Source organism: Bacillus xiamenensis (assembly GCF_001857925.1).
Lineage (GTDB): Bacteria > Bacillota > Bacilli > Bacillales > Bacillaceae > Bacillus > Bacillus xiamenensis.
Genome location: NZ_CP017786.1, coordinates 74107 through 94324, shown reverse-complemented (window position 1 = coordinate 94324; position 20218 = coordinate 74107). Strand labels below are relative to the sequence as shown.

Genomic DNA, 20218 nt, shown 5'->3' with positions numbered 1-20218 from the left:
TAGGGAGAGAATAAGTAAATGGCTACTAAGGTATTAATCGTAGATGATGCAGCATTCATGAGAATGATGATTAAGGATATTCTTGTAAAAAACGGATTTGATGTAGTAGGAGAAGCGGAAAATGGCTTACAAGCTGTTGAAAAATATAAAGAAACATCTCCTGATCTAGTCACAATGGATATCACCATGCCAGAAATGGACGGGATCACAGCATTAAAAGAAATTAAACAAATCGATGCTTCTGCAAAAATCATTATGTGCTCAGCGATGGGACAACAATCAATGGTTATTGATGCCATTCAAGCAGGTGCAAAAGACTTTATCGTGAAGCCATTCCAGGCAGACCGTGTACTTGAAGCAATTAATAAAACGTTAGGCTAAAAAAGGGTGTAAGACTTGTTGAAAAAACGTTTGATATGTATAGCAATGATCAGTTTTATGCTTTTCTTGACAGTGCAGCCTGCCTCACTGTTCGCTGAAACGAAAGATCCAGAAAACGGCACAGTGAGTGAATGGATCAAAGATAAGAAAGAAAGCACCAAGGATACAGAAGAGAAAACCACTGATAATCAAACGAATCCGGCAGAAGAAGTTCCCTCTTCTTCTGTCTCCATTATGGATTTTGTCAAGATGATTGGTGCCTTACTTTTTGTCATCCTGCTCATTTATGGGTTGGTGAGATTTGTTGGTAAACAAAACCGCTTACTCAAACCATTTCGATATGTTGAAAATATTGGCGGAACCACGGTTGGTCAAAACCGTTCGGTCCAGCTGATCAAAGTGGGCAAACGAGTATTAGTTGTCGGCGTAGCGGACTCAATCCAGCTGCTAAAAGAAATTGATGACGAACAAGAATGTGAAGCGATTATGAAACAATACGAAGAAGCGATGGAAAGCAAGACAGATTTACCAAAGATGGTACAAAAATTGACATCGCAGGTGAAGAAACATGATCAGTCAGCCACTTCTTCTTTTTCAGCCAATTTAAAGGCGCAGTTAGCCGAATTGAAAAAGACCCAATCAGAAGTCAGAAAGAAAGGCCCGAAACAAAATGAATGAGTTTATCGATTTATTTAATTCCAGCGGTGCAGGGAATATCAGCACGTCTGTCCGTCTTCTTTTACTTTTAACCGTATTTTCGGTTGCACCAGGCATTCTCATTTTAATGACCTGTTTTACACGGATCGTGATTGTTCTTTCGTTCGTGAGAACATCACTTGCAACCAACTCAATGCCGCCAAACCAAGTGCTTGTTGGACTTGCTCTGTTTCTTACATTTTTTATCATGGCACCCACGTTCTCACAAATTAATAAAGAGGCACTCACGCCGCTTTTAAATGATGACATCACGTTAAACCAAGCGTATGAAAAGGCTGAAGTGCCAATTAAAGAGTTTATGAGTAAACATACGAGACAGAAAGATTTGGCTTTATTTCTTAGTTACGCAAAAATGGATACCCCTGAATCGATTAAAGATATTCCATTAACAGCGATGGTACCAGCTTTTGCTATTTCAGAATTAAAGACGGCATTTCAAATTGGTTTCATGATCTTTATTCCATTTTTAATTATTGACATGGTGGTCGCAAGTGTCCTGATGTCGATGGGGATGATGATGCTACCACCGGTTATGATATCGCTCCCTTTCAAAATATTGTTATTTGTTTTAGTCGATGGATGGTATTTGATTGTCAAATCTTTGCTGCAAAGCTTTTAGAGTAGGTGCTTAAAACATGAGTTCAGAATTTGTCATTACGATGGCTGAAAGATCAGTGTATGTTGTATTGCTTGTCAGCGGGCCGCTTCTAGCGCTCGCACTAATCGTGGGACTAATTGTCAGTGTGTTTCAGGCGACAACCCAAATCCAAGAACAGACGCTTGCGTTCATTCCTAAAATTGTTGCAGTGCTCATTGGCCTTGTTGTGTTTGGTCCGTGGATGCTTTCGACCATTGTGTCCTTTACGACAGAGCTATTCTCGAATTTAGATCGATTTGCAGGTTAAACAGCGATGTCAATCATAGAATTATTTCCTGCTTTTCTTCTCGTTTTCATTCGGATCACCGCTTTTTTTGTGACAGTACCGCTTTTAGCACATCGAACGATACCAGCAGTCCACAGAGTTGGTTTCTCTCTGTTTTTGGCTGTCATTAGTTTTAGCACGATTAAAGAGCCGCCAACACTCGACATCGACGGTCTTTATATGATGCTAGCGGTGAAAGAAGCCATGGTCGGACTTCTCCTTGGGCTGATTGCATATATCATGGTGTCCGCTGTTCAAATTGCCGGCTCATTCATTGATTTTCAAATGGGTTTTGCGATCGCCAATATTATTGATCCGCAAACAGGAGCGCAAACACCGCTGATGGGGCAGTTTTTTTATACAGTGACACTGCTGTTGATGCTGGCAACAAATGCACACCATTTGCTGCTTGATGGAATCTATTACAGCTTTCAATATATTCAAGTTGATCAGTATGCGCTGAACTTCGGCAGTGAATCCTTTGCTTACTTTATCGCAAAGAGCTTCAACCAAATGTTCATCATTGCCTTTCAAATCTCGGCACCTGTTGTCGCTAGTTTGTTTTTAGTCGATTTGGCATTAGGCATTGTGGCACGTACAGTTCCACAAATGAACGTATTTGTTGTTGGACTTCCTATTAAAATGGGTGTGAGTTTTATTATGATCATCATCTGTATGGGCGTCATCTTCGGGGTCGTCCAACATACATTTGAAACGATTGTGCTCACCATGAGGAATTTCTTAGCATTGGTCGGTGGTTCGTCATGATGACAAGACTTAGGCTAGACTTGCAGTTTTTCGCAGGTGAAAAAACAGAAAAAGCAACGCCGAAAAAAAGACGGGATTCACGTAAAAAAGGACAGGTTGCCAAAAGTACCGATGTCAATACAGCCATCTCATTTCTACTAATCTTTTTATCATTCTTTTTTATTGGGCCTTTTATGAAAGAGCGTATGATTGCGCTCATTGAACGTTTTTATTCAACAACAATGCTAATGAAAGTTAGCACATCTAATATTCACCAGCTATTCATGGAATTGCTTCAAGAGACAGCGCTCCTCCTCATGCCAATTCTTGGTGTCGGTATGCTGGCAGGGGTCATCAGTAACTATTTACAAGTCGGCTTTCTCTTTTCACCAGAAGTGATCAAACCGAAATTAGAAAAGCTTGATCCAATCAAAGGGTTTAAACGGATATACAGTATTCGAGCACTCGTAGAGCTATTAAAATCCATCTTGAAAATTGGATTTGTTGGCTTTGCGACATTCATCGCACTATGGATGCACTTTGACGAAATCCTTCGGCTCCCTCTATTAACGGCAGAGGAAACCCTCCATTTCGTTGCAAATATGACGCTGATTATGGGGTTATATGCTGCAGGTGCACTTCTCATCTTAGCAGGGCTCGATTACATGTATCAGAAATTTGATTATGAAAAAAACTTACGGATGTCCAAACAAGACATCAAAGATGAGTATAAAAAATCTGAGGGTGACCCGCTTATAAAATCAAAAATTAAACAGAGGCAGCGGGAAATGGCCATGAGACGGATGATGCAGGAAGTCCCAAAAGCGGACGTCATCATTACGAACCCGACCCACTACGCAATTGCCTTGAAATATGACGAAGAAAAGATGGACGCTCCTTTTGTTATCGCAAAGGGAACAGATATTTTGGCTTTGAAAATTAAAACCATTGCGAAAGAGCACGATGTCATGACAGTAGAAAACCGGCCCCTCGCCCGTGCACTCTATGATCAGGTGGAAATCGATCAAGCGGTGCCAGAAGAATACTTTAAGGCAATCGCAGAAATTTTGGCTTACGTATATAAAACGAAACAAAAGATTTTATGAATTTTTGGTTTTAAAAGGAGAGAACAGGCATGTCAGCAAGAGATTTATCTGTTTTATTCAGTGTTATTTTAATTGTGGCGATGCTGGTCATACCATTTCCGCCCATTCTATTAAGTATTTTAATCATTATTAATATTTCTCTTGCGCTTATCGTGCTTCTCACCACAATGAACATGCAAGAACCACTGCAATTTTCCATTTTTCCATCCTTGCTTTTGCTCTTAACGCTGTTTCGTTTAGGGCTTAACATCTCGACAACACGTTCAATCTTAGCAACTGGAGATGCTGGAAAGGTTGTAGAAACATTTGGTTCATTTGTTGTTGGAGGAAATATACTCGTTGGTCTCGTTGTTTTCCTTATCCTGATCATCATTCAGTTTATTGTTATCACAAAAGGGGCTGAGCGTGTATCAGAGGTTGCTGCAAGGTTCACACTTGATGCGATGCCAGGTAAACAAATGAGTATTGACGCAGATTTAAATGCAGGAATGCTGACAGAAAGTGAAGCAAGAAACCGCCGTGAAAAAGTAGCGAGAGAAGCAGACTTTTATGGTGCGATGGACGGGGCGAGTAAGTTCGTTAAAGGGGATGCCATCGCAGGTATCATCATCGTTATTATCAATATTATCTTTGGAATCATCATTGGGATGCTTCAGCAAGGCATGTCGATTCAAGAAGCAGCTTCCCACTTTACGTTGTTAACAGTAGGGGATGGAATTGTCTCTCAAATTCCTGCACTTCTCATTTCAACAGCGACAGGGATTGTCGTTACGAGAGCGGCTTCTAATGGAAACCTTGGTTCAGATATTACGAGTCAGCTCTTTGCCTTCCCGCCTATGCTTTACGTTACAGCAGGAACGATTTTCCTTCTTGGTTTGTTTACTCCGATCGGTGTACTTTTAACAGGACCAATCGCAGCTTTACTTGCACTCGGGGCTTACATGATGTCGAAAAATAAACAAGATCAAGAAGAAATTGAAGAAGTACTGGAGGAGCAGGCAGAGGTAGAAGAGATGAAAAGCCCAGAAAGCGTTATTCATCTCCTGCAAATGGATGCCATTGAGTTTGAATTTGGCTACGGTTTGATTCCGCTGGCTGATGCCAATCAGGGCGGCGATCTGTTAGATCGAATTGTCATGATCAGAAGGCAGCTTGCCCTTGAATTAGGGCTCGTCATTCCAGTTGTCCGAATTCGCGACAATATTGCGCTGAATCCAAATGAATACCGGCTGAAAATAAAAGGGAACGAAGTGGCAAAAGGTGAGCTGCTGCTTGATCATTACTTAGCAATGTCCCCAACGCCTGATGATGATCCGATTGAAGGAATTGAAACAATCGAACCATCCTTTGGCCTGCCGGCTAAATGGATATCAGAAGCAGAAAAAGATCAGGCTGAAATGCTTGGTTACACAGTTGTCGACCCAGCATCTGTTGTGTCTACTCATATCACAGAGAAGATTAGACAAAATACACATGAACTGCTTGGTCGCCAAGAAACGAAGCAATTAATCGATCATCTGAAAGAAAATTACCCTGTCTTAGTGGATGAGGTGACACCTAATCCGCTGGCAGTCGGCGATATCCAAAAGGTACTTGCAAAGCTTTTGAAAGAAAAGGTCTCTATTCGAAACCTTGTCACCATTTTTGAAACCCTTGCAGACTACGGAAAATTAACGACTGATACAGACTTGCTGACAGAGTATGTCAGACAGGCGCTGGCAAGACAGATTACCGCACAGTATGCAAGAGAAAATGAATCATTGAAAGTCGTGACATGCTCAGGCCGAGTTGAAAAGGTGATTGCTGACAGCGTTCAGCAAACGGAGCATGGGAACTACTTATCGTTAGATCCAGAATCCTCTGAAAGTGTGATTCAATCAGTGGCGAGAGAAATTGAACAGCTTTCGCTTCGTCAGGAAACGCCGGTTCTATTATGCTCACCTTCTATAAGAATGTACGTGAAGCAGTTGTTAGAAAGATATTTCCCAGATTTGCCGGTACTATCTTATAACGAACTAGAAGCAAATGTGGAAGTACAGAGCATCGGAGTGGTGGATATCTAATGAAAATGAAAAAAATCACAGCGAATTCTATGCAGGAGGCAACCCTTCAAATTAGGCAACAGCTTGGGAAAGATGCCGTCATTTTAAATTCGAAAACCGTTGTCAAACGAAAGCTGTTCGGTTTAAAGAAACAGCAAATGGTCGAAGTGATTGCGGTACTGGATCAAGATTTTGAAGAAAGAGCTGGTAAAGGATTACATCCAGCCGCTACTCCTATCCCGGTGTTACCGAAAAAGGAGCAGACTCAGCAGCTGGCACGAGAGCTGCCTGCTGCCGCTCAACCAATCAAAGCAGCTCAGCCTTTAGAATATGCAAGAAACGAGCGGCATGTTGGAATCTTACCTGATTCTCTGAAGAAGATGGATCAAAAGCTAAAGGATCAAGGTCTTGATGATGAGATCCGAGATGAATGTTTAAAGGGCCTTTTAACAAAAGGTGCTGTTCAGGAAGATCAGGTTGAAAAAGAGCTTGAAAAACTGCTCACAGAGATGCTGCCGGCTCACCCCTCAGATGAGCCGATGATTCGTTCGAAATACATTGTGCTGTTTGGCTCAACCGGCGCCGGTAAAACGACAACCATTGCAAAACTGGCGGCTAAAACGGCCATTCAGCAGCAAAAGAAAGTCGCTTTTATCACAACAGATACGTACCGGATTGCCGCAATCGAACAGCTGAAAACATATGCTGAACTGCTGAATGCCCCGCTTGAAGTTTGTTATTCAAGAGAGGATTTTGTAAAAGCGCAGCAGACTTTTAAAGACTATGATCATATTTTCATAGATACAGCAGGCCGTAACTTTAAAGAAGAGGCGTATATCAAAGAGCTGACAGATATCATACCGTTTGACGAAAGCATACAAAGTTTTCTTGTCATGAGTGCGACATCAAAGTATCAGGACATGAAAGCCATGGTCAAACGTTTTGAGCACGTTCCGATCCAGCAATTTATTTTTACCAAAGTAGATGAAACAGACACGATGGGAACCATCTTTCAAATCATTGCAGAATCTCAAATTAGGCTCGGCTTTTTAACAAATGGACAAAATGTGCCTGAGGATATTCTTGAGAGCTCTCCCCTTGATTTAACAAGGATGGTCTTACAATGATGAAGCCTGACCAAGCGGAAGGTTTAAGAAAACTTGTTCAGCAGAGTCAAATGATCATGCCGGCTCCTCTTGGTGCAAATGGACAAGCGAAAACCATTGCAGTCATGAGCGGTAAAGGCGGGGTAGGTAAATCGAATTTGACGCTGAATATGGCACTGTCTATTGCAGGTACAGGGAAGCGAGTGCTCGTCATTGATCTTGATTTCGGCATGGGGAATATTGATATTTTACTAGGCAAAACGTCAACTAGCTCTATATTAGACGTTCTCGTCGGGAAAAAATCCTTACAAGCGGCTATGACAAAAGGAGCTGACAACCTTTATTACATTTCTGGCGGTAGTGGACTTGAACAGCTGTTTTCTTTAGATAAAGATCAATGGTCGTTCTTTTTAGAAGAGATGGAGAACATGATGCATGACTTTGATTGTATATTTTTTGATATGGGTGCAGGCTTGTCAAAAGATCAACTGCCTTTCGTTTTATCGGCAGGAGAAGTGGTGGTCGTGACGACGCCAGAACCAACATCCATCATGGATGCTTACAGTGCAATTAAGCACTTGGTCATTCATCAGTTTGAACAGTCTGTGCAAATCATTGTCAACCGGTGTAAAACCTCTTCAGAAGGACCTGAAACCTACCGGAAATTGGCTGGAGTGGTCACATCATTTCTACACAGAAAGCTTGTGTTCGCTGGTGCAGTGCCTGATGATCCTGCGGTTCCTAAAGCAGTAGCTGAACAAATTCCATTTTATATAAAGCAGCCTCATTCAAGGCTGAGTAAAACCATTAAAATGCTGGCAGAAACACTTTATCATCAGCAGATAAGAGAGGCACGGAGAGAGCAGCATACGTTTATAGATAAGTTGTCCTCTTTTTTTAAAAGGAGGAAGGTGGACTCATGATTAGAGTGCTTGTAGTAGATGACTCGGCCTTTATGCGAAAGCTCATTAGTGATTTCCTAAGTGCCGAGCAAGAAATTGAAGTCGTCGGAACGGCGCGTAATGGGGAAGATGCCTTAAAACGGATCAAGGAATTGAATCCAGATGTTGTCACACTCGATGTGGAAATGCCTGTTCTAAATGGAACAGAAGCATTAAAACAAATTCTGGCTGAACACGACCTTGCCGTCATTATGGTGTCAAGCCAGACGAAGCAAGGGAAGGATTTAACCATCCACTGCTTAGAGCTCGGTGCCTTTGACTTTGTGACAAAGCCTTCAGGAAGTATTTCGCTCGATTTACACAAGGTAAGAAGCCAAATTGTTGAGCGGGTACTTGCGGCTGGCCTGGCAAGGAAACGTCCTGAGAAACCAGTCACTCCGAAGCCGGTCATGAAGCCGCCAAGCCCGGTGGCGGCCCCCCGTCCGCAAGAAGGAAGAAGCGGCTCATTCCGAAAGATTATTTCAATCGGAACATCTACGGGAGGGCCAAGGGCGCTTCAACGAGTTGTCACGAAGCTACCAAAGGACATAGAGGCGCCAATTTTAATTGTGCAGCATATGCCGGCAGGATTTACGGCATCTCTTGCTGCTAGGTTAGATCATTTATCCCAAATTACGATTAAAGAAGCACAAGATGGAGACATCGCTAAAAACGGAGTGGCATACATAGCTCCTGGTGGAATGAATATGTCACTTCATGAACAAGGGGCGGCTTTAGTGATCAGGCTGTCCCAAGAAGACACTGACAGCCGTCACAAACCGTCTGTTAACTATTTATTTGAATCCATCAGCAACATAAAAGGTTACGAGAAAATTGCTGTCATTATGACAGGAATGGGTAGTGACGGTACAGAGGGTGTCAAAAAAATGGTCGCAAGCGGTCATACAAAAGTCATTGCAGAGAAAGAAGAATCATGTGTTGTTTTCGGAATGCCTAAATCAGTCATTAAAGCAGGTCTTGCACATGAAACAAGGCATGTGGATGACATCGCACATGCAATTATAAGCTCCATGAAAAAAGAGAGGGCGTGAACACGTTGGATGTAAACCAATACTTAGATATCTTTTTAGATGAAAGCAGAGAACACTTACAAACTTGTAATGAAAAACTTCTTGAACTAGAAAAGAACCCAACTGACTTGCAGCTAGTGAATGATATATTCAGAGCCGCTCATACACTGAAAGGCATGAGTGCAACGATGGGCTTTGATGATATGGCTCAATTAACGCATCACTTAGAAAACATGTTTGATGCCATCAGAAATGAACAAATGATTGTCACACCTGAATCAATGGATACCATGTTTGAAGCACTCGATCACCTTGAAGCCATGGTTCAATCGATTGCAGAAGGCGGGGATGGAAAACGTGATGTCACAGAGATTAGTAAAAAACTAGATGTGACAGGAAGCCATGCCGAGGCTGCATCTGCCGTTGAGACAGCTGATGAACCAGCTGCTGCTAAAGATTTAGACTATAACGAATTTGAACGAACAGTTCTTGATGAAGCGAGAGAACAAGGCTTTAAATGCTATGAGCTAACCGTGACATTAAGCGACGCATGCTTATTAAAAGCAGTTCGTGTCTATATGATTTTTGAAAGATTAAACGAAGTAGGCGAAGTCGTCAAAACGATTCCGAATGCAGAACTTTTAGAATCAGAAGATTTTGAATCTGAATTCAGCATATCTTACCTATCTAAACAGCCGATGGACGAAGTGAAAAAAATCGTGACATCGATTTCAGAGGTTGAACATGTTGATATTTCTGAAGTCTCCGCATTTGAAGAAACGGGCCCGGCTGAAAAACAGGAAGCAAAACCTGAGCAGAAGAAAGAAAAAGCATCCGTTCCTGCTCCTAAAGCGCCAGCAAACGATGCGCCAAAAGCAAATGGCAATAACGGTGCAGCAGCCGGCGGGACGAAAACCATTCGTGTGAACATCGACCGTCTAGATTCTCTCATGAACTTATTTGAAGAACTTGTCATTGATAGAGGGCGTTTAGAACAGATTGCCAAAGAGCTTGAAAACAACGAACTGACCGATACAGTCGAAAGAATGACACGTATTTCCGGAGATCTTCAGTCGATCATTTTGAACATGAGAATGGTACCTGTAGAAACTGTGTTTAACAGGTTCCCTCGAATGATTCGTCAATTGACGAAAGAGCTCAATAAGAAAATTGAACTCATCATTGAAGGCGCTGAGACGGAGCTTGATCGAACAGTGATCGACGAGATTGGAGATCCACTCTTGCACTTACTCAGAAACAGTCTCGATCACGGGATTGAATCACCAGAAGAACGTGTGAAAAAAGGCAAGCCAGAAAAAGGAACCGTCCTATTAAAAGCCTACCATAGCGGAAACCACGTCTTCATTGAAGTAGAAGATGATGGAGGCGGGATTAACCGTAAAAAGGTGCTTGAAAAAGCATTAGAGCGCGGGGTGATTACAGAAAGGGAAGCGGAAACACTTGAAGATCACCAAATTGATTCACTGATCTTTGCAGCAGGGTTCTCTACAGCTGATACGATTTCTGACATCTCAGGACGTGGTGTAGGTCTTGACGTCGTGAAAAACAAGCTGGAATCATTAGGCGGTTCTGTGAGTATCAACTCAACAGAAGGACAAGGCTCACTGTTCTCAATTCAGCTTCCACTCACATTATCAATTATTTCCGTCCTTCTTGTGAAGCTGGAAGAGGAAACCTTTGCGATTCCGATTTCTTCTATTATTGAAACGGCTGTGATTAAGAAAAGTGATATCCTTCAAACGCATGATCGTGAAGTGATTGATTTCCGCGGATTTATCGTACCGGTTGTGTACCTAAAGAAACAGTTCAACGTACCAAATGCGAATGAATTAGAGGAAGAACTGCATATCATCGTTGTCCGTAAAGGAGACAAGCTGACAGCATTTGTGGTCGATTCGTTTATTGGTCAGCAAGAGGTTGTGCTGAAATCACTAGGAGATTATTTACCAAATGTATTTGCGATATCAGGCGCAACAATCTTAGGTGACGGTCAGGTTGCACTCATCGTTGACTGTAATGCACTGATCAAGTAAAAAACAATAGAGGAGCGGTCTGAAATGAGTACAGATATCAAAACTGGCGAAAAGATGATTGTGTTTATCGTAAACAAAAAAGAATACGCCATTTCAGTATCAGAAGTAAAGTCCATTGAAAAATGGCAGCAGCCGACGAGAGTTCCTGGCGTTGCCCCTTATATATGCGGTGTCATTAATCTTCGCGGTGTCGTGACACCTGTGATTGACCTTAGAGTGAGGCTTGGATCAACTGACAACGCCATCACAGATGAAACAAGAATGATTATCGTACAAGTTGGTGACATTGAAGTCGGCTGGATTGTTGATGAAGCAAATGATGTCATTACTGTCCATCAGGATGATGTAGAAACTTCTCCTGATTCAGCTGAAAAAGAAGGATTGTCATGGGTGACAGGTATTATTAAGCATGATCAGCGTCTATTTAATATCATTCATGCTGGTGCTGTCCTCGACAAGAGCGTGCAAGATGCACCTGTTCATTAAGGGGGATGTGAAATGAGCATTTTCAGTGAAATTCAAGATGAACAGCTAGATATATTAAGAGAGGTTGGGAATATTGGAGCAGGCCATGCCGCGTCTGCTCTTGCCAACCTATTAAATCGCAAAATCGATATGGCTGTTCCTTTTGTCAAAGTTCTCTCGTTTGAAGATTTAATGGATTTCTTTGGTGGTGCAGACCTTCCAGTTGCCAGCATCTTTCTGAGAATGGAAGGTGATTTATCCGGCTCGATCTTTTTCATTATGCCGTTTGAGCAAGCAGAGCAATTTGTCAGAGAGCTTGTTCAGGACCCGTCATTTGATATTGATACGATCCATGAACACGTGCTAGGGACGTCAGCGCTTCATGAGCTGGGGAATATTTTAGCAGGCTCTTATTTATCAGCTCTTGCAGATTTAACCAAATTGCAGCTTTACCCAAGTGTTCCGGATGTCACCCTCGATATGTTCGGGGCTGTCATAAGTGAAGGGTTAATGCAGTTTAGTCCTCTCGGCGATCAGGCGATTGTGATTGATACATCTATTTTCGATGATCAAAATAAGCAAGAGCTGAAAGGAAATATGTTTCTACTGCCAGACTTTGAATCGTTTGAAAAACTCTTCAAAGCATTAGGTAACCTATAATGAACGTGCAGACTCCGGCAGTTGTAAAAGTTGGTATTGCAGATGTTCAGCTTGTGAAATCACCGGACCGTATCCGGACATCCGGTCTTGGTTCTTGTGTAGGACTTGTCCTCTTTGATCAAGAGAAAAAATTGGCAGGTCTTGTCCATGTCATGCTTCCAGACTCATCCCTTGCAAAAGGGGCTGTAGAGAACTTGGCTAAATATGCAGATACAGGTGTCAAGCATACAATTGATCTGCTCTTAAAAGAAGGAGCGCGCAAACATGCGCTAAAGGCGAAGCTTGCTGGCGGCGCAGAAATGTTTAAGTTTAAGTCAACCAATGATCTCATGAGAATTGGACCTAGAAACGTATCAGCTGTTAAAGAACATCTGTCTCTTCATCATATCCCGATCATTAGTGAGGACACAGGCGGCAGTAATGGACGTACGATTGAATTCGATCCGCTGACGACAGAGCTTGAGATCCGCACTGTGAAGCAAGGCATTATGAAGATATAACTAAGGAAGTATAGGGGGAGAAAGATGCAATCCTTAAATTACGAAGATCAGGCGCTATGGGCTAGATGGAAAGAGTGGAAGGACCCAGCTGCTGGAGATGATCTTATGCGCCGCTATATGCCGCTCGTCACATATCATGTTGGAAGAATTTCCATCGGTCTCCCGAAGTCAGTGCATAAAGAAGACTTGATCAGTCTAGGGATGCTCGGTTTATATGATGCCCTTGAAAAATTTGACCCAGGAAGAGATCTGAAGTTTGATACTTATGCATCCTTCAGAATCCGCGGGGCCATCATTGACGGTCTTCGTAAAGAGGACTGGCTGCCTCGTACATCAAGAGAAAAAACAAAAAAAGTAGAAGCGGCTATTGAAAAGCTTGAACAGCGTTATTTGCGAAATGTGACGCCAACAGAAGTTGCTGAGGAGCTCGGCATGAGTGAACAAGATGTTGTCACAACGATGAATGAAGGGTTCTTTGCGAATTTGCTCTCAATTGACGAGAAGCTGCATGATCAAGAAGACGGAGAAAACGTCCAAGTCATGATTCGCGACGAAAAGTCAGTGACACCTGAAGAGAAAATGCTGAAAGATGAATTAATTGAACAGCTTGCTGAAAAAATGACAGAGCTTTCGGAAAAAGAAAAGCTTGTGATTAGTCTTTTCTATAAAGAGGAATTGACGTTAACGGAAATCGGTCAAGTGCTCAACTTATCTACCTCCCGCATTTCGCAAATCCATTCAAAGGCATTGTTCAAGCTTAAGCACCTGCTTGATAAAGCCATTCAATCTTAAAGAGTTAGTGAGTGAAAAAATATGCTATGGCTGATTAGCTTTATGCTACATGCTGCACTTATTTATTTTGTGATCATTTTATACACGAGAATGAATTCGCTGAAGGCAACAGAACAAAAACAGCGAGAGCTTTTAGAAGAAACGGAAAATACCCTGGCTGCATTTTTGATGGAAGTTAAAGAAGAGAATGAAAAACTATCAAAAGCGGCAGCCACTTCCCCTGATTTTTCTGCTGAAGAGCTGAAATCGGATCTTCAGACACCAAAGCAGCCACAACCACCAATTGAATCCCAGCAATCGGTAGAAAGTGAAGATCCAGTACCAGCGCACCTGTCAGCTCTCCTGAGCGAAGTTGAGGTGCAGGAAGAAAAGGTAAACGAGCCCGTTCCGCCTCTTGAAACAGAAGCTTCTGCGCCTTCTGAAAGTAAAATAGAAGAAACCTTCGGGGATCAAGTAAAGACCTTATATGATCAAGGGCTATCATTAGAAGAAATAGCGAAAAAATTGAAAACTGGCAAGACAGAAATCGAGCTTTTATTAAAATTTAGCGGAAAGCTGTAAAGGTTTCTTGATTGTCAGTCCATCATGTGTTATATTATTTCTTGGTGTTAAATACACACGCTTAATGATTCATATGAAGGTGCTGCCGTGGCGCAGTTTTATGTGAACATGACTTAAGCGGAGGAAAAAAAACCATTATATTAGGAGGCAACAACATGTCAGTTATTTCTATGAAACAATTGCTAGAAGCTGGTGTTCACTTCGGCCACCAAACACGCCGTTGGAACCCAAAAATGAAACGTTACATCTTTACAGAGCGTAACGGTATCTACATCATCGATCTTCAAAAAACGGTGAAAAAAGTAGAGGAAGCTTACAACTTCACGAAAAACCTTGCTGCTGACGGAGGAAAAATCCTTTTCGTTGGTACGAAAAAACAAGCACAAGATTCAGTGAAAGAAGAAGCAATCCGTTCTGGTATGTACTATGTAAACCAACGCTGGCTTGGTGGAACATTAACAAACTTTGAAACAATCCAAAAACGCATCAAGCGTTTGAAAGATATTGAAAAAATGCAAGAAAACGGTACATTCGAAGTTCTTCCTAAGAAAGAAGTCGTTCAACTGAAAAAAGAACTAGAGCGTCTTGAGAAATTCTTAGGCGGAATCAAAGACATGAAGACTCTTCCAGATGCACTTTTCATTATCGACCCTCGTAAAGAGCGTATTGCAGTTGCAGAAGCTCGTAAACTAAATATCCCAATCATCGGTATCGTTGACACTAACTGTGATCCAGACGAAATTGATGTTGTGATCCCTGCAAACGATGATGCAATCCGTGCTGTAAAACTTCTAACTGCTAAAATGGCAGATGCGATTCTTGAGTCTAAACAAGGCGAAGAAGAAGCTGTTGTAGAAGAAACGACAGAAACTGAAACAACAACTGCGTAACCTATTCAAAAGGTGATAAGAGGGAAATGCCTTTTATCACCTTTTTTTCACCTAGTAATCCGTGTTTTAACATAGAAGGAGGAAATGTAAAATGGCAATTACTGCTCAATTAGTAAAAGAACTGCGTCAAAAAACTGGTGCAGGTATGATGGATTGTAAAAAAGCGTTAACAGAAACTGATGGTGACATCGACAAAGCAATCGATCTTCTAAGAGAAAAAGGGATCGCAAAAGCTGCGAAAAAAGCAGACCGTATTGCGGCAGAAGGATTAACTCTTATTAAAACTGACGGCAACACAGGCGTGATCCTAGAAGTGAACTCTGAAACTGATTTCGTTGCGAAAAACGAAGGATTCCAAACACTTCTAAACGAGCTTGCTGATCATTTACTTGCTGCTAAACCTGCAACAATTGAAGAAGCTCATGCGTCTAAAATGGAAAACGGTTCAACAGTTGAAGAGCATATCACATCTGCTATTGCGAAAATCGGTGAGAAAATCACTCTACGCCGTTTCTCAGTGATCACAAAAGAAGATAACGCTGCATTCGGTTCTTACTTGCACATGGGCGGACGCATCGGTGTATTAGCAGTTCTTAACGGAACAACTGACGAAGAGCTTGCTAGAGACATTGCAATGCACGTTGCTGCTGTAAACCCTAAATACATTTCTCGTGACCAAGTGTCTGAAGAAGAAGCAAACCGTGAGCGTGAAGTATTAACACAGCAAGCGCTTCAAGAAGGTAAGCCTGAAAATATCGTTGCTAAAATGGTAGAAGGCCGTCTAAACAAATTCTTCGAAGAAATTTGCTTACTTGACCAAGCATTCGTTAAAAACCCAGATGAAAAAGTGAAACAAGTTGTCGGTGCGAAAAACGCAACTGTTCAAACTTATGTTCGCTATGAAGTGGGCGAAGGGATCGAAAAGCGTCAAGACAACTTTGCTGAAGAAGTAATGAGCCAAGTGAAAAAATAATGTTTGAAAAGCTCTCTGGGGCTTTTTTAGGGAGCACAAGCACTGTGTTCCCTATTTTTTAGAGGATATTGATTTACAAAAGGCGGTTTCTTACGCATAATAAGAGACGGTATAGTTTACACTTGGAGGTTATCATGAGCAAACCGAAATATAATCGCATTGTACTGAAGCTAAGTGGTGAAGCACTTGCAGGTGATGCTGGTAATGGAATTAACCCAACTGTCATTCAATCAATCGCAAAGCAAGTAAAAGAAATTGCAGAACTTGATGTTGAAGTTGCAGTCGTTGTAGGCGGTGGAAACCTTTGGCGCGGTAAGACAGGCAGTGACTTAGGAATGGACCGTGCAACAGCAGACTATATGGGCATGCTTGCAACAGTGATGAATTCGCTGGCATTACAGGACAGCCTAGAGACGCTTGGCATTCAGTCTAGAGTACAAACCTCTATCGAAATGAGACAGGTTGCAGAGCCATACATAAGAAGAAAAGCGATCCGTCACCTTGAGAAGAAACGTGTCGTCATTTTTGCTGCAGGTACTGGTAACCCTTATTTCTCTACAGATACAACAGCAGCACTTCGTGCAGCTGAAATTGAAGCAGATGTCATTTTAATGGCGAAAAATAATGTAGACGGTGTCTACAGTGCTGATCCTCGTACAGATGCGGATGCAGTAAAATATGATAAGCTTTCATATCTTGATGTTCTAAAAGAAGGGCTTGCTGTAATGGATTCTACTGCGTCCTCATTATGTATGGACAATGACATTCCATTAATCGTCTTCTCCATTATGGAAGAAGGAAATATTAAACGTGCCGTAAGCGGCGAATCAATTGGAACGATCGTGAGGGGGAAATAACGTGTCAAAAGAAGTGTTGAACCAAACAAAAGAAAAAATGGAAAAAGCCGTTCAAGCATACGGACGCGAACTAGCAACGGTTCGTGCTGGTAGAGCCAATGCTTCATTGCTAGATAAAGTGACAGTGGATTATTATGGTGCACAAACACCGTTAAACCAAATTGCGTCAATCACAGTGCCAGAAGCACGTATGCTGATTATCACACCTTACGATAAAACAGCAATCGGTGATATCGAAAAAGCGATTCAAAAATCTGACCTTGGTATCACACCAACAAGTGACGGAAACGTGATCCGTATTGCGATCCCAGCACTCACAGAAGAAAGACGTAAAGAGCTTGTAAAAGTTGTGAGAAAATACTCAGAAGAAGCAAAAGTAGCTGTTCGTAATGTTCGTCGTGATGCAAACGATGATTTGAAAAAGCTTGAGAAAAATGGGGAGATCACTGAAGATGAATTAAGATCATCTACAGAGGATGTCCAAAAATTGACAGATGAATATGTCGCTAAAATTGATGAAGTGACAAAAGATAAAGAAAAAGAAATCATGGAAGTTTAAGAAAAAACTATGTACAATAGATAATAGTGAAAAGACCCTCTTCATGTTTACAGGGGGTTTTTTTGTTAATACTGTTGATGACTATATTATTAGCGGGAACGCAACCTTTTTGGGTGATGGAGGAATCTCATGCTCAATATACTCAAAAATTGGAAGAATCAGCAAACAGCAGCTTCCAACTTAGAAAGCTTGACAAAAGAAGACATATTAAATGGAGAAATTCCTGAACATATCGCCATTATCATGGATGGGAACGGAAGATGGGCGAAAAAACGTGCTCTTCCACGGGTAGCCGGACATCATGAAGGAATGAAAGTCGTCAAGCGCATGACGAAGCTTGCAAATGAGCTGAATGTCAAAGTGCTGACTTTGTATGCTTTTTCTACAGAAAATTGGAAACGTCCAAAACTAGAAGTAGACTTTTTAATGAAGCTTCCTGAAGAATTTTTGAACATCTACCTGCCTGAACTCATTGAAGAAAATGTCCGTGTGCGCTTAACAGGTGATCCAGACGGCCTCCCGCCGCATACAAAAAAAGCGGTAGAGAACGCAGAAAAGAGTACGGCCAATAACGACGGACTCATTTTAAATTTTGCGCTCAACTATGGAGGGCGTACAGAAATTGTCTCCGCTTGCAGACAAATTTCTGAAAAAGTCAAAGAAGGTAAGCTTAGAGCAGAAGACATCACAGAAGAGATGTTTTCAGCTTATTTAATGACAGAATCTCTTCAAGATCCAGATTTGCTTATTCGCACGAGTGGAGAAATTAGATTAAGCAACTTTATGCTTTGGCAAATTGCGTACAGCGAGTTTGTCTTTACGGATGTGCTTTGGCCTGACTTTTCTGATAAGCATCTCATAGGCGCTATCGGAGAGTACCAGCGCCGCGGCCGGAGGTTCGGTGGAATTTAGAGGGTGGTGCAGATGAAACAAAGAATTTTGACGGGTGTTTTGGCAGCTGCAGTGTTTTTGCTTGCAGTCATTTATGGACAAATGCCATTTACCTTGCTGATTTATTTAATGGGAAGTGTTGCTCTTTTTGAGCTTCTTAGAATGAAAAAGATCTCGATTTTCAGCATTCCTGGAATTGTCAGCTTAATATTGCTTTGGCTTTTAATGGGAGGAGAAAACAGCTTCTTTCCGAACGTAGACGCATCCAAAATGCAGATTGCTTTATTTGCAGTCTTAATCCTTTTAACCTATACAGTTTTGAGCAAAAACTCTTTCACATTCGATGAGGTTGCTTTTGTTATATTAGCCACATTATATATTGGCGTGAGTTTCTATTATTTTATCCAAATTAGAGGCTTATATGGCATGAGTGCGATCTTCTTCGCAGCGGTGATTATTTGGTCCACTGACTCAGGTGCCTATTTTATAGGGAAGTCTATGGGGAAACGAAAGCTTTGGCCAGAAATCAGCCCAAACAAAACAGTAGAAGGATTTATCGGTGGAATCGTCACAGCGGTCGTGCTGTCACTTGTGTTTCAGGCGGTTACAGGATTTTTGCCATCATACCTGCTCGTTATGTTTATTACCCTTTTGCTAAGTATTTTTGGACAGCTTGGTGACCTTGTGGAATCTGCTTTAAAACGTCATTATCATGTGAAGGATTCGGGGACAATACTTCCTGGTCATGGCGGGATTTTGGACAGGTTTGACAGCTTTTTATTCGTTCTGCCGTTTTTATATTTACTGCTGGCCATGTTTGCCGGCTAACCTCATAGAAACTAATTGAACGAGAGAAGGAGTGGCAATTTGAAACATATTTCGCTATTAGGCGCAACAGGATCAATTGGAGAACAAACATTAGATGTGATCAGGCAGCACCCAGACAAATTCAAGCTGAAAGCGATGACGTTTGGCCGAAATGTAGATAAGGCCATTCCCATTATTGAACAATTTCAGCCTGAATTCGTCGGTTGTATAAACGAAGAGACCTATCGCATCTTAAAAGGTCATTCTTTTGAATACGATGTCAAGATGGCTGCCGGTGATGAAGCGAACATTGAGGCAGCGACCTATGATGCAGTGGACGTTGTGGTCAATGCACTTGTAGGAAGTGTTGGGCTTGTTCCAACATTAAAGGCTATTGAACAAAAAAAGACAATCGCACTTGCAAATAAGGAAACACTTGTGACAGCTGGTCATATAGTAAAAGAGTACGCCAAAAAATATGACGTGCCTTTACTTCCTGTCGATAGTGAACACTCCGCTATTTTTCAATCTTTGCAAGGTGAACAAGCTAAAAACATTGAACGATTAATTGTGACAGCTTCAGGTGGCAGCTTCCGAGATAAAAAACGAACGGAACTTGAAAGTGTAACGGTTGAAGAAGCACTAAATCATCCGAACTGGTCCATGGGAGCGAAAATAACCATTGATTCAGCGACTATGATGAATAAAGGGCTCGAGGTGATTGAGGCGCATTGGCTGTTTGATATCCCATATGATCAAATTGATGTGCTGTTACATAAAGAGAGCATCATCCATTCCATGGTCGAATTCCATGATAAAAGCGTCATGGCTCAGTTAGGTACACCTGACATGAGGGTTCCGATTCAATATGCACTCACTTATCCTGACAGAGCGCCATTAAAAGAAGCGAAATCATTGAACCTTTGGGAGATTGGACAATTGAATTTCCAAAAAGCGGATTTTGACAGGTATCGCTGCTTACATTTTGCTTATGAATCAGGTAAAATAGGAGGGACAATGCCTACTGTACTTAATGCAGCAAATGAAATAGCCGTTGATGCATTTCTAAAAGGCAAAGTAACGTTCCTGCAAATTGAAGAATTGATTGAAAAGGCACTGATCAGACATCATGTGATTTCAAAGCCTAGTTTGCAAGATATCCATGAAGTGGACAAAGATACACGAGACTTTGTTCAATCAATCCTCGCATAAGGT

The 20218-nt window shown here is 41.7% G+C and carries 23 protein-coding genes; all 23 read left to right on the top strand.

Translation table 11 applies throughout. The features are described from left to right. The first annotated feature begins 18 nt into the window (after nt 1–18). Nucleotides 19–381, top strand: coding sequence for a chemotaxis protein CheY (locus BK049_RS00415; protein ID WP_008354481.1), 363 nt, complete (start codon nt 19–21; stop codon nt 379–381). A gap of 18 nt (nt 382–399) precedes the next feature. Beyond that, nucleotides 400–1059, top strand: a complete 660-nt coding sequence (gene fliZ / locus BK049_RS00410; RefSeq protein WP_071167619.1) for a flagella biosynthesis regulatory protein FliZ — start codon at nt 400–402, stop codon at nt 1057–1059. Beyond that, nucleotides 1052–1717, top strand: a complete 666-nt coding sequence (gene fliP / locus BK049_RS00405) for a flagellar type III secretion system pore protein FliP (RefSeq protein ID WP_008354479.1) — start codon at nt 1052–1054, stop codon at nt 1715–1717. Before fliZ ends, fliP begins: the two co-directional genes overlap by 8 nt. Nucleotides 1718–1733: 16 nt before the next feature. Beyond that, entirely contained in the window at nt 1734–2003 is a 270-nt protein-coding gene (gene fliQ, locus BK049_RS00400; RefSeq protein ID WP_003211206.1) for a flagellar biosynthesis protein FliQ, read from the top strand. A gap of 6 nt (nt 2004–2009) precedes the next feature. Further along, a complete protein-coding gene (gene fliR / locus BK049_RS00395) occupies nt 2010–2789 on the top strand; it encodes a flagellar biosynthetic protein FliR (RefSeq protein ID WP_008354478.1) in 780 nt (259 codons plus the stop codon). Next, the gene (gene flhB / locus BK049_RS00390; protein ID WP_071167618.1) at nt 2786–3874 is read left to right on the top strand and encodes a flagellar biosynthesis protein FlhB; all 1089 of its coding nucleotides are present in this window, start codon (nt 2786–2788) and stop codon (nt 3872–3874) included. The genes fliR and flhB overlap by 4 nt, the downstream gene beginning before the upstream one ends. 29 nt (nt 3875–3903) lie before the next feature. Continuing rightward, a complete protein-coding gene (flhA, locus tag BK049_RS00385) occupies nt 3904–5937 on the top strand; it encodes a flagellar biosynthesis protein FlhA (protein ID WP_008354476.1) in 2034 nt (677 codons plus the stop codon). Beyond that, nucleotides 5937–7043: a flagellar biosynthesis GTPase FlhF gene (gene flhF, locus BK049_RS00380; protein ID WP_071167617.1), complete on the top strand. Its 1107-nt coding sequence runs from the start codon at nt 5937–5939 to the stop codon at nt 7041–7043. Before flhA ends, flhF begins: the two co-directional genes overlap by 1 nt. Next, nucleotides 7040–7945 carry a MinD/ParA family protein gene (locus BK049_RS00375; RefSeq protein ID WP_071167616.1) on the top strand — a complete coding sequence of 302 codons (906 nt, stop codon included), beginning with the start codon at nt 7040–7042 and terminating at the stop codon, nt 7943–7945. Before flhF ends, BK049_RS00375 begins: the two co-directional genes overlap by 4 nt. Then, on the top strand, nt 7942–9015 hold the full coding sequence (locus BK049_RS00370; protein ID WP_008354473.1) for a protein-glutamate methylesterase/protein-glutamine glutaminase: 1074 nt from the start codon (nt 7942–7944) through the stop codon (nt 9013–9015). The genes BK049_RS00375 and BK049_RS00370 overlap by 4 nt, the downstream gene beginning before the upstream one ends. A 5-nt stretch (nt 9016–9020) precedes the next feature. Then, nucleotides 9021–11048: a chemotaxis protein CheA gene (locus tag BK049_RS00365; RefSeq protein WP_071167615.1), complete on the top strand. Its 2028-nt coding sequence runs from the start codon at nt 9021–9023 to the stop codon at nt 11046–11048. A 24-nt stretch (nt 11049–11072) separates the two neighbouring features. Beyond that, a complete protein-coding gene (locus BK049_RS00360; protein ID WP_008354471.1) occupies nt 11073–11534 on the top strand; it encodes a chemotaxis protein CheW in 462 nt (153 codons plus the stop codon). 12 nt (nt 11535–11546) lie between these two features. Further along, on the top strand, nt 11547–12173 hold the full coding sequence (locus BK049_RS00355) for a chemotaxis protein CheC (RefSeq protein WP_008354470.1): 627 nt from the start codon (nt 11547–11549) through the stop codon (nt 12171–12173). Further along, nucleotides 12173–12673: a chemotaxis protein CheD gene (locus BK049_RS00350; protein ID WP_008354469.1), complete on the top strand. Its 501-nt coding sequence runs from the start codon at nt 12173–12175 to the stop codon at nt 12671–12673. The genes BK049_RS00355 and BK049_RS00350 overlap by 1 nt, the downstream gene beginning before the upstream one ends. A 24-nt stretch (nt 12674–12697) precedes the next feature. Then, complete coding sequence (locus BK049_RS00345) at nt 12698–13465, top strand: FliA/WhiG family RNA polymerase sigma factor (protein ID WP_008354468.1); 768 nt, start codon at nt 12698–12700, stop codon at nt 13463–13465. Nucleotides 13466–13486: 21 nt separating this feature from the next. Continuing rightward, entirely contained in the window at nt 13487–14026 is a 540-nt protein-coding gene (locus BK049_RS00340) for a hypothetical protein (RefSeq protein ID WP_008354467.1), read from the top strand. Nucleotides 14027–14181: 155 nt separating this feature from the next. Then, entirely contained in the window at nt 14182–14916 is a 735-nt protein-coding gene (gene rpsB / locus BK049_RS00335) for a 30S ribosomal protein S2 (RefSeq protein WP_008354466.1), read from the top strand. Nucleotides 14917–15007: 91 nt separating this feature from the next. Beyond that, nucleotides 15008–15889: a translation elongation factor Ts gene (gene tsf, locus BK049_RS00330; protein ID WP_008354465.1), complete on the top strand. Its 882-nt coding sequence runs from the start codon at nt 15008–15010 to the stop codon at nt 15887–15889. Nucleotides 15890–16023: 134 nt separating this feature from the next. Then, entirely contained in the window at nt 16024–16746 is a 723-nt protein-coding gene (gene pyrH, locus BK049_RS00325; protein ID WP_008354464.1) for a UMP kinase, read from the top strand. 1 nt (nt 16747) lies between these two features. Then, nucleotides 16748–17305, top strand: a complete 558-nt coding sequence (gene frr, locus BK049_RS00320) for a ribosome recycling factor (RefSeq protein WP_008354463.1) — start codon at nt 16748–16750, stop codon at nt 17303–17305. A 129-nt stretch (nt 17306–17434) separates the two neighbouring features. Next, nucleotides 17435–18217: an undecaprenyl pyrophosphate synthase gene (locus BK049_RS00315; protein ID WP_008354462.1), complete on the top strand. Its 783-nt coding sequence runs from the start codon at nt 17435–17437 to the stop codon at nt 18215–18217. A gap of 12 nt (nt 18218–18229) precedes the next feature. After that, entirely contained in the window at nt 18230–19024 is a 795-nt protein-coding gene (locus BK049_RS00310) for a phosphatidate cytidylyltransferase (RefSeq protein ID WP_071167614.1), read from the top strand. Between the two features lie 39 nt (nt 19025–19063). Next, nucleotides 19064–20215: a 1-deoxy-D-xylulose-5-phosphate reductoisomerase gene (dxr, locus tag BK049_RS00305; protein ID WP_071167613.1), complete on the top strand. Its 1152-nt coding sequence runs from the start codon at nt 19064–19066 to the stop codon at nt 20213–20215. The last annotated feature ends 3 nt before the right edge of the window (nt 20216–20218 follow it).

What these genes read in the sequence shown, in the direction of transcription:
- BK049_RS00415 (WP_008354481.1), top strand. Translation starts at nt 19, where the DNA reads ATGGCTACTAAGGTATTAATCGTAGATGATGCAGCATTCATGAGAATG.
- fliP (WP_008354479.1), top strand. Translation starts at nt 1,052, where the DNA reads ATGAATGAGTTTATCGATTTATTTAATTCCAGCGGTGCAGGGAATATC.
- fliQ (WP_003211206.1), top strand. Translation starts at nt 1,734, where the DNA reads ATGAGTTCAGAATTTGTCATTACGATGGCTGAAAGATCAGTGTATGTT.
- fliR (WP_008354478.1), top strand. Translation starts at nt 2,010, where the DNA reads ATGTCAATCATAGAATTATTTCCTGCTTTTCTTCTCGTTTTCATTCGG.
- flhB (WP_071167618.1), top strand. Translation starts at nt 2,786, where the DNA reads ATGATGACAAGACTTAGGCTAGACTTGCAGTTTTTCGCAGGTGAAAAA.
- flhA (WP_008354476.1), top strand. Translation starts at nt 3,904, where the DNA reads ATGTCAGCAAGAGATTTATCTGTTTTATTCAGTGTTATTTTAATTGTG.
- flhF (WP_071167617.1), top strand. Translation starts at nt 5,937, where the DNA reads ATGAAAATGAAAAAAATCACAGCGAATTCTATGCAGGAGGCAACCCTT.
- BK049_RS00375 (WP_071167616.1), top strand. Translation starts at nt 7,040, where the DNA reads ATGATGAAGCCTGACCAAGCGGAAGGTTTAAGAAAACTTGTTCAGCAG.
- BK049_RS00370 (WP_008354473.1), top strand. Translation starts at nt 7,942, where the DNA reads ATGATTAGAGTGCTTGTAGTAGATGACTCGGCCTTTATGCGAAAGCTC.
- BK049_RS00360 (WP_008354471.1), top strand. Translation starts at nt 11,073, where the DNA reads ATGAGTACAGATATCAAAACTGGCGAAAAGATGATTGTGTTTATCGTA.
- BK049_RS00355 (WP_008354470.1), top strand. Translation starts at nt 11,547, where the DNA reads ATGAGCATTTTCAGTGAAATTCAAGATGAACAGCTAGATATATTAAGA.
- BK049_RS00350 (WP_008354469.1), top strand. Translation starts at nt 12,173, where the DNA reads ATGAACGTGCAGACTCCGGCAGTTGTAAAAGTTGGTATTGCAGATGTT.
- BK049_RS00345 (WP_008354468.1), top strand. Translation starts at nt 12,698, where the DNA reads ATGCAATCCTTAAATTACGAAGATCAGGCGCTATGGGCTAGATGGAAA.
- BK049_RS00340 (WP_008354467.1), top strand. Translation starts at nt 13,487, where the DNA reads ATGCTATGGCTGATTAGCTTTATGCTACATGCTGCACTTATTTATTTT.
- rpsB (WP_008354466.1), top strand. Translation starts at nt 14,182, where the DNA reads ATGTCAGTTATTTCTATGAAACAATTGCTAGAAGCTGGTGTTCACTTC.
- tsf (WP_008354465.1), top strand. Translation starts at nt 15,008, where the DNA reads ATGGCAATTACTGCTCAATTAGTAAAAGAACTGCGTCAAAAAACTGGT.
- pyrH (WP_008354464.1), top strand. Translation starts at nt 16,024, where the DNA reads ATGAGCAAACCGAAATATAATCGCATTGTACTGAAGCTAAGTGGTGAA.
- BK049_RS00315 (WP_008354462.1), top strand. Translation starts at nt 17,435, where the DNA reads ATGCTCAATATACTCAAAAATTGGAAGAATCAGCAAACAGCAGCTTCC.
- BK049_RS00310 (WP_071167614.1), top strand. Translation starts at nt 18,230, where the DNA reads ATGAAACAAAGAATTTTGACGGGTGTTTTGGCAGCTGCAGTGTTTTTG.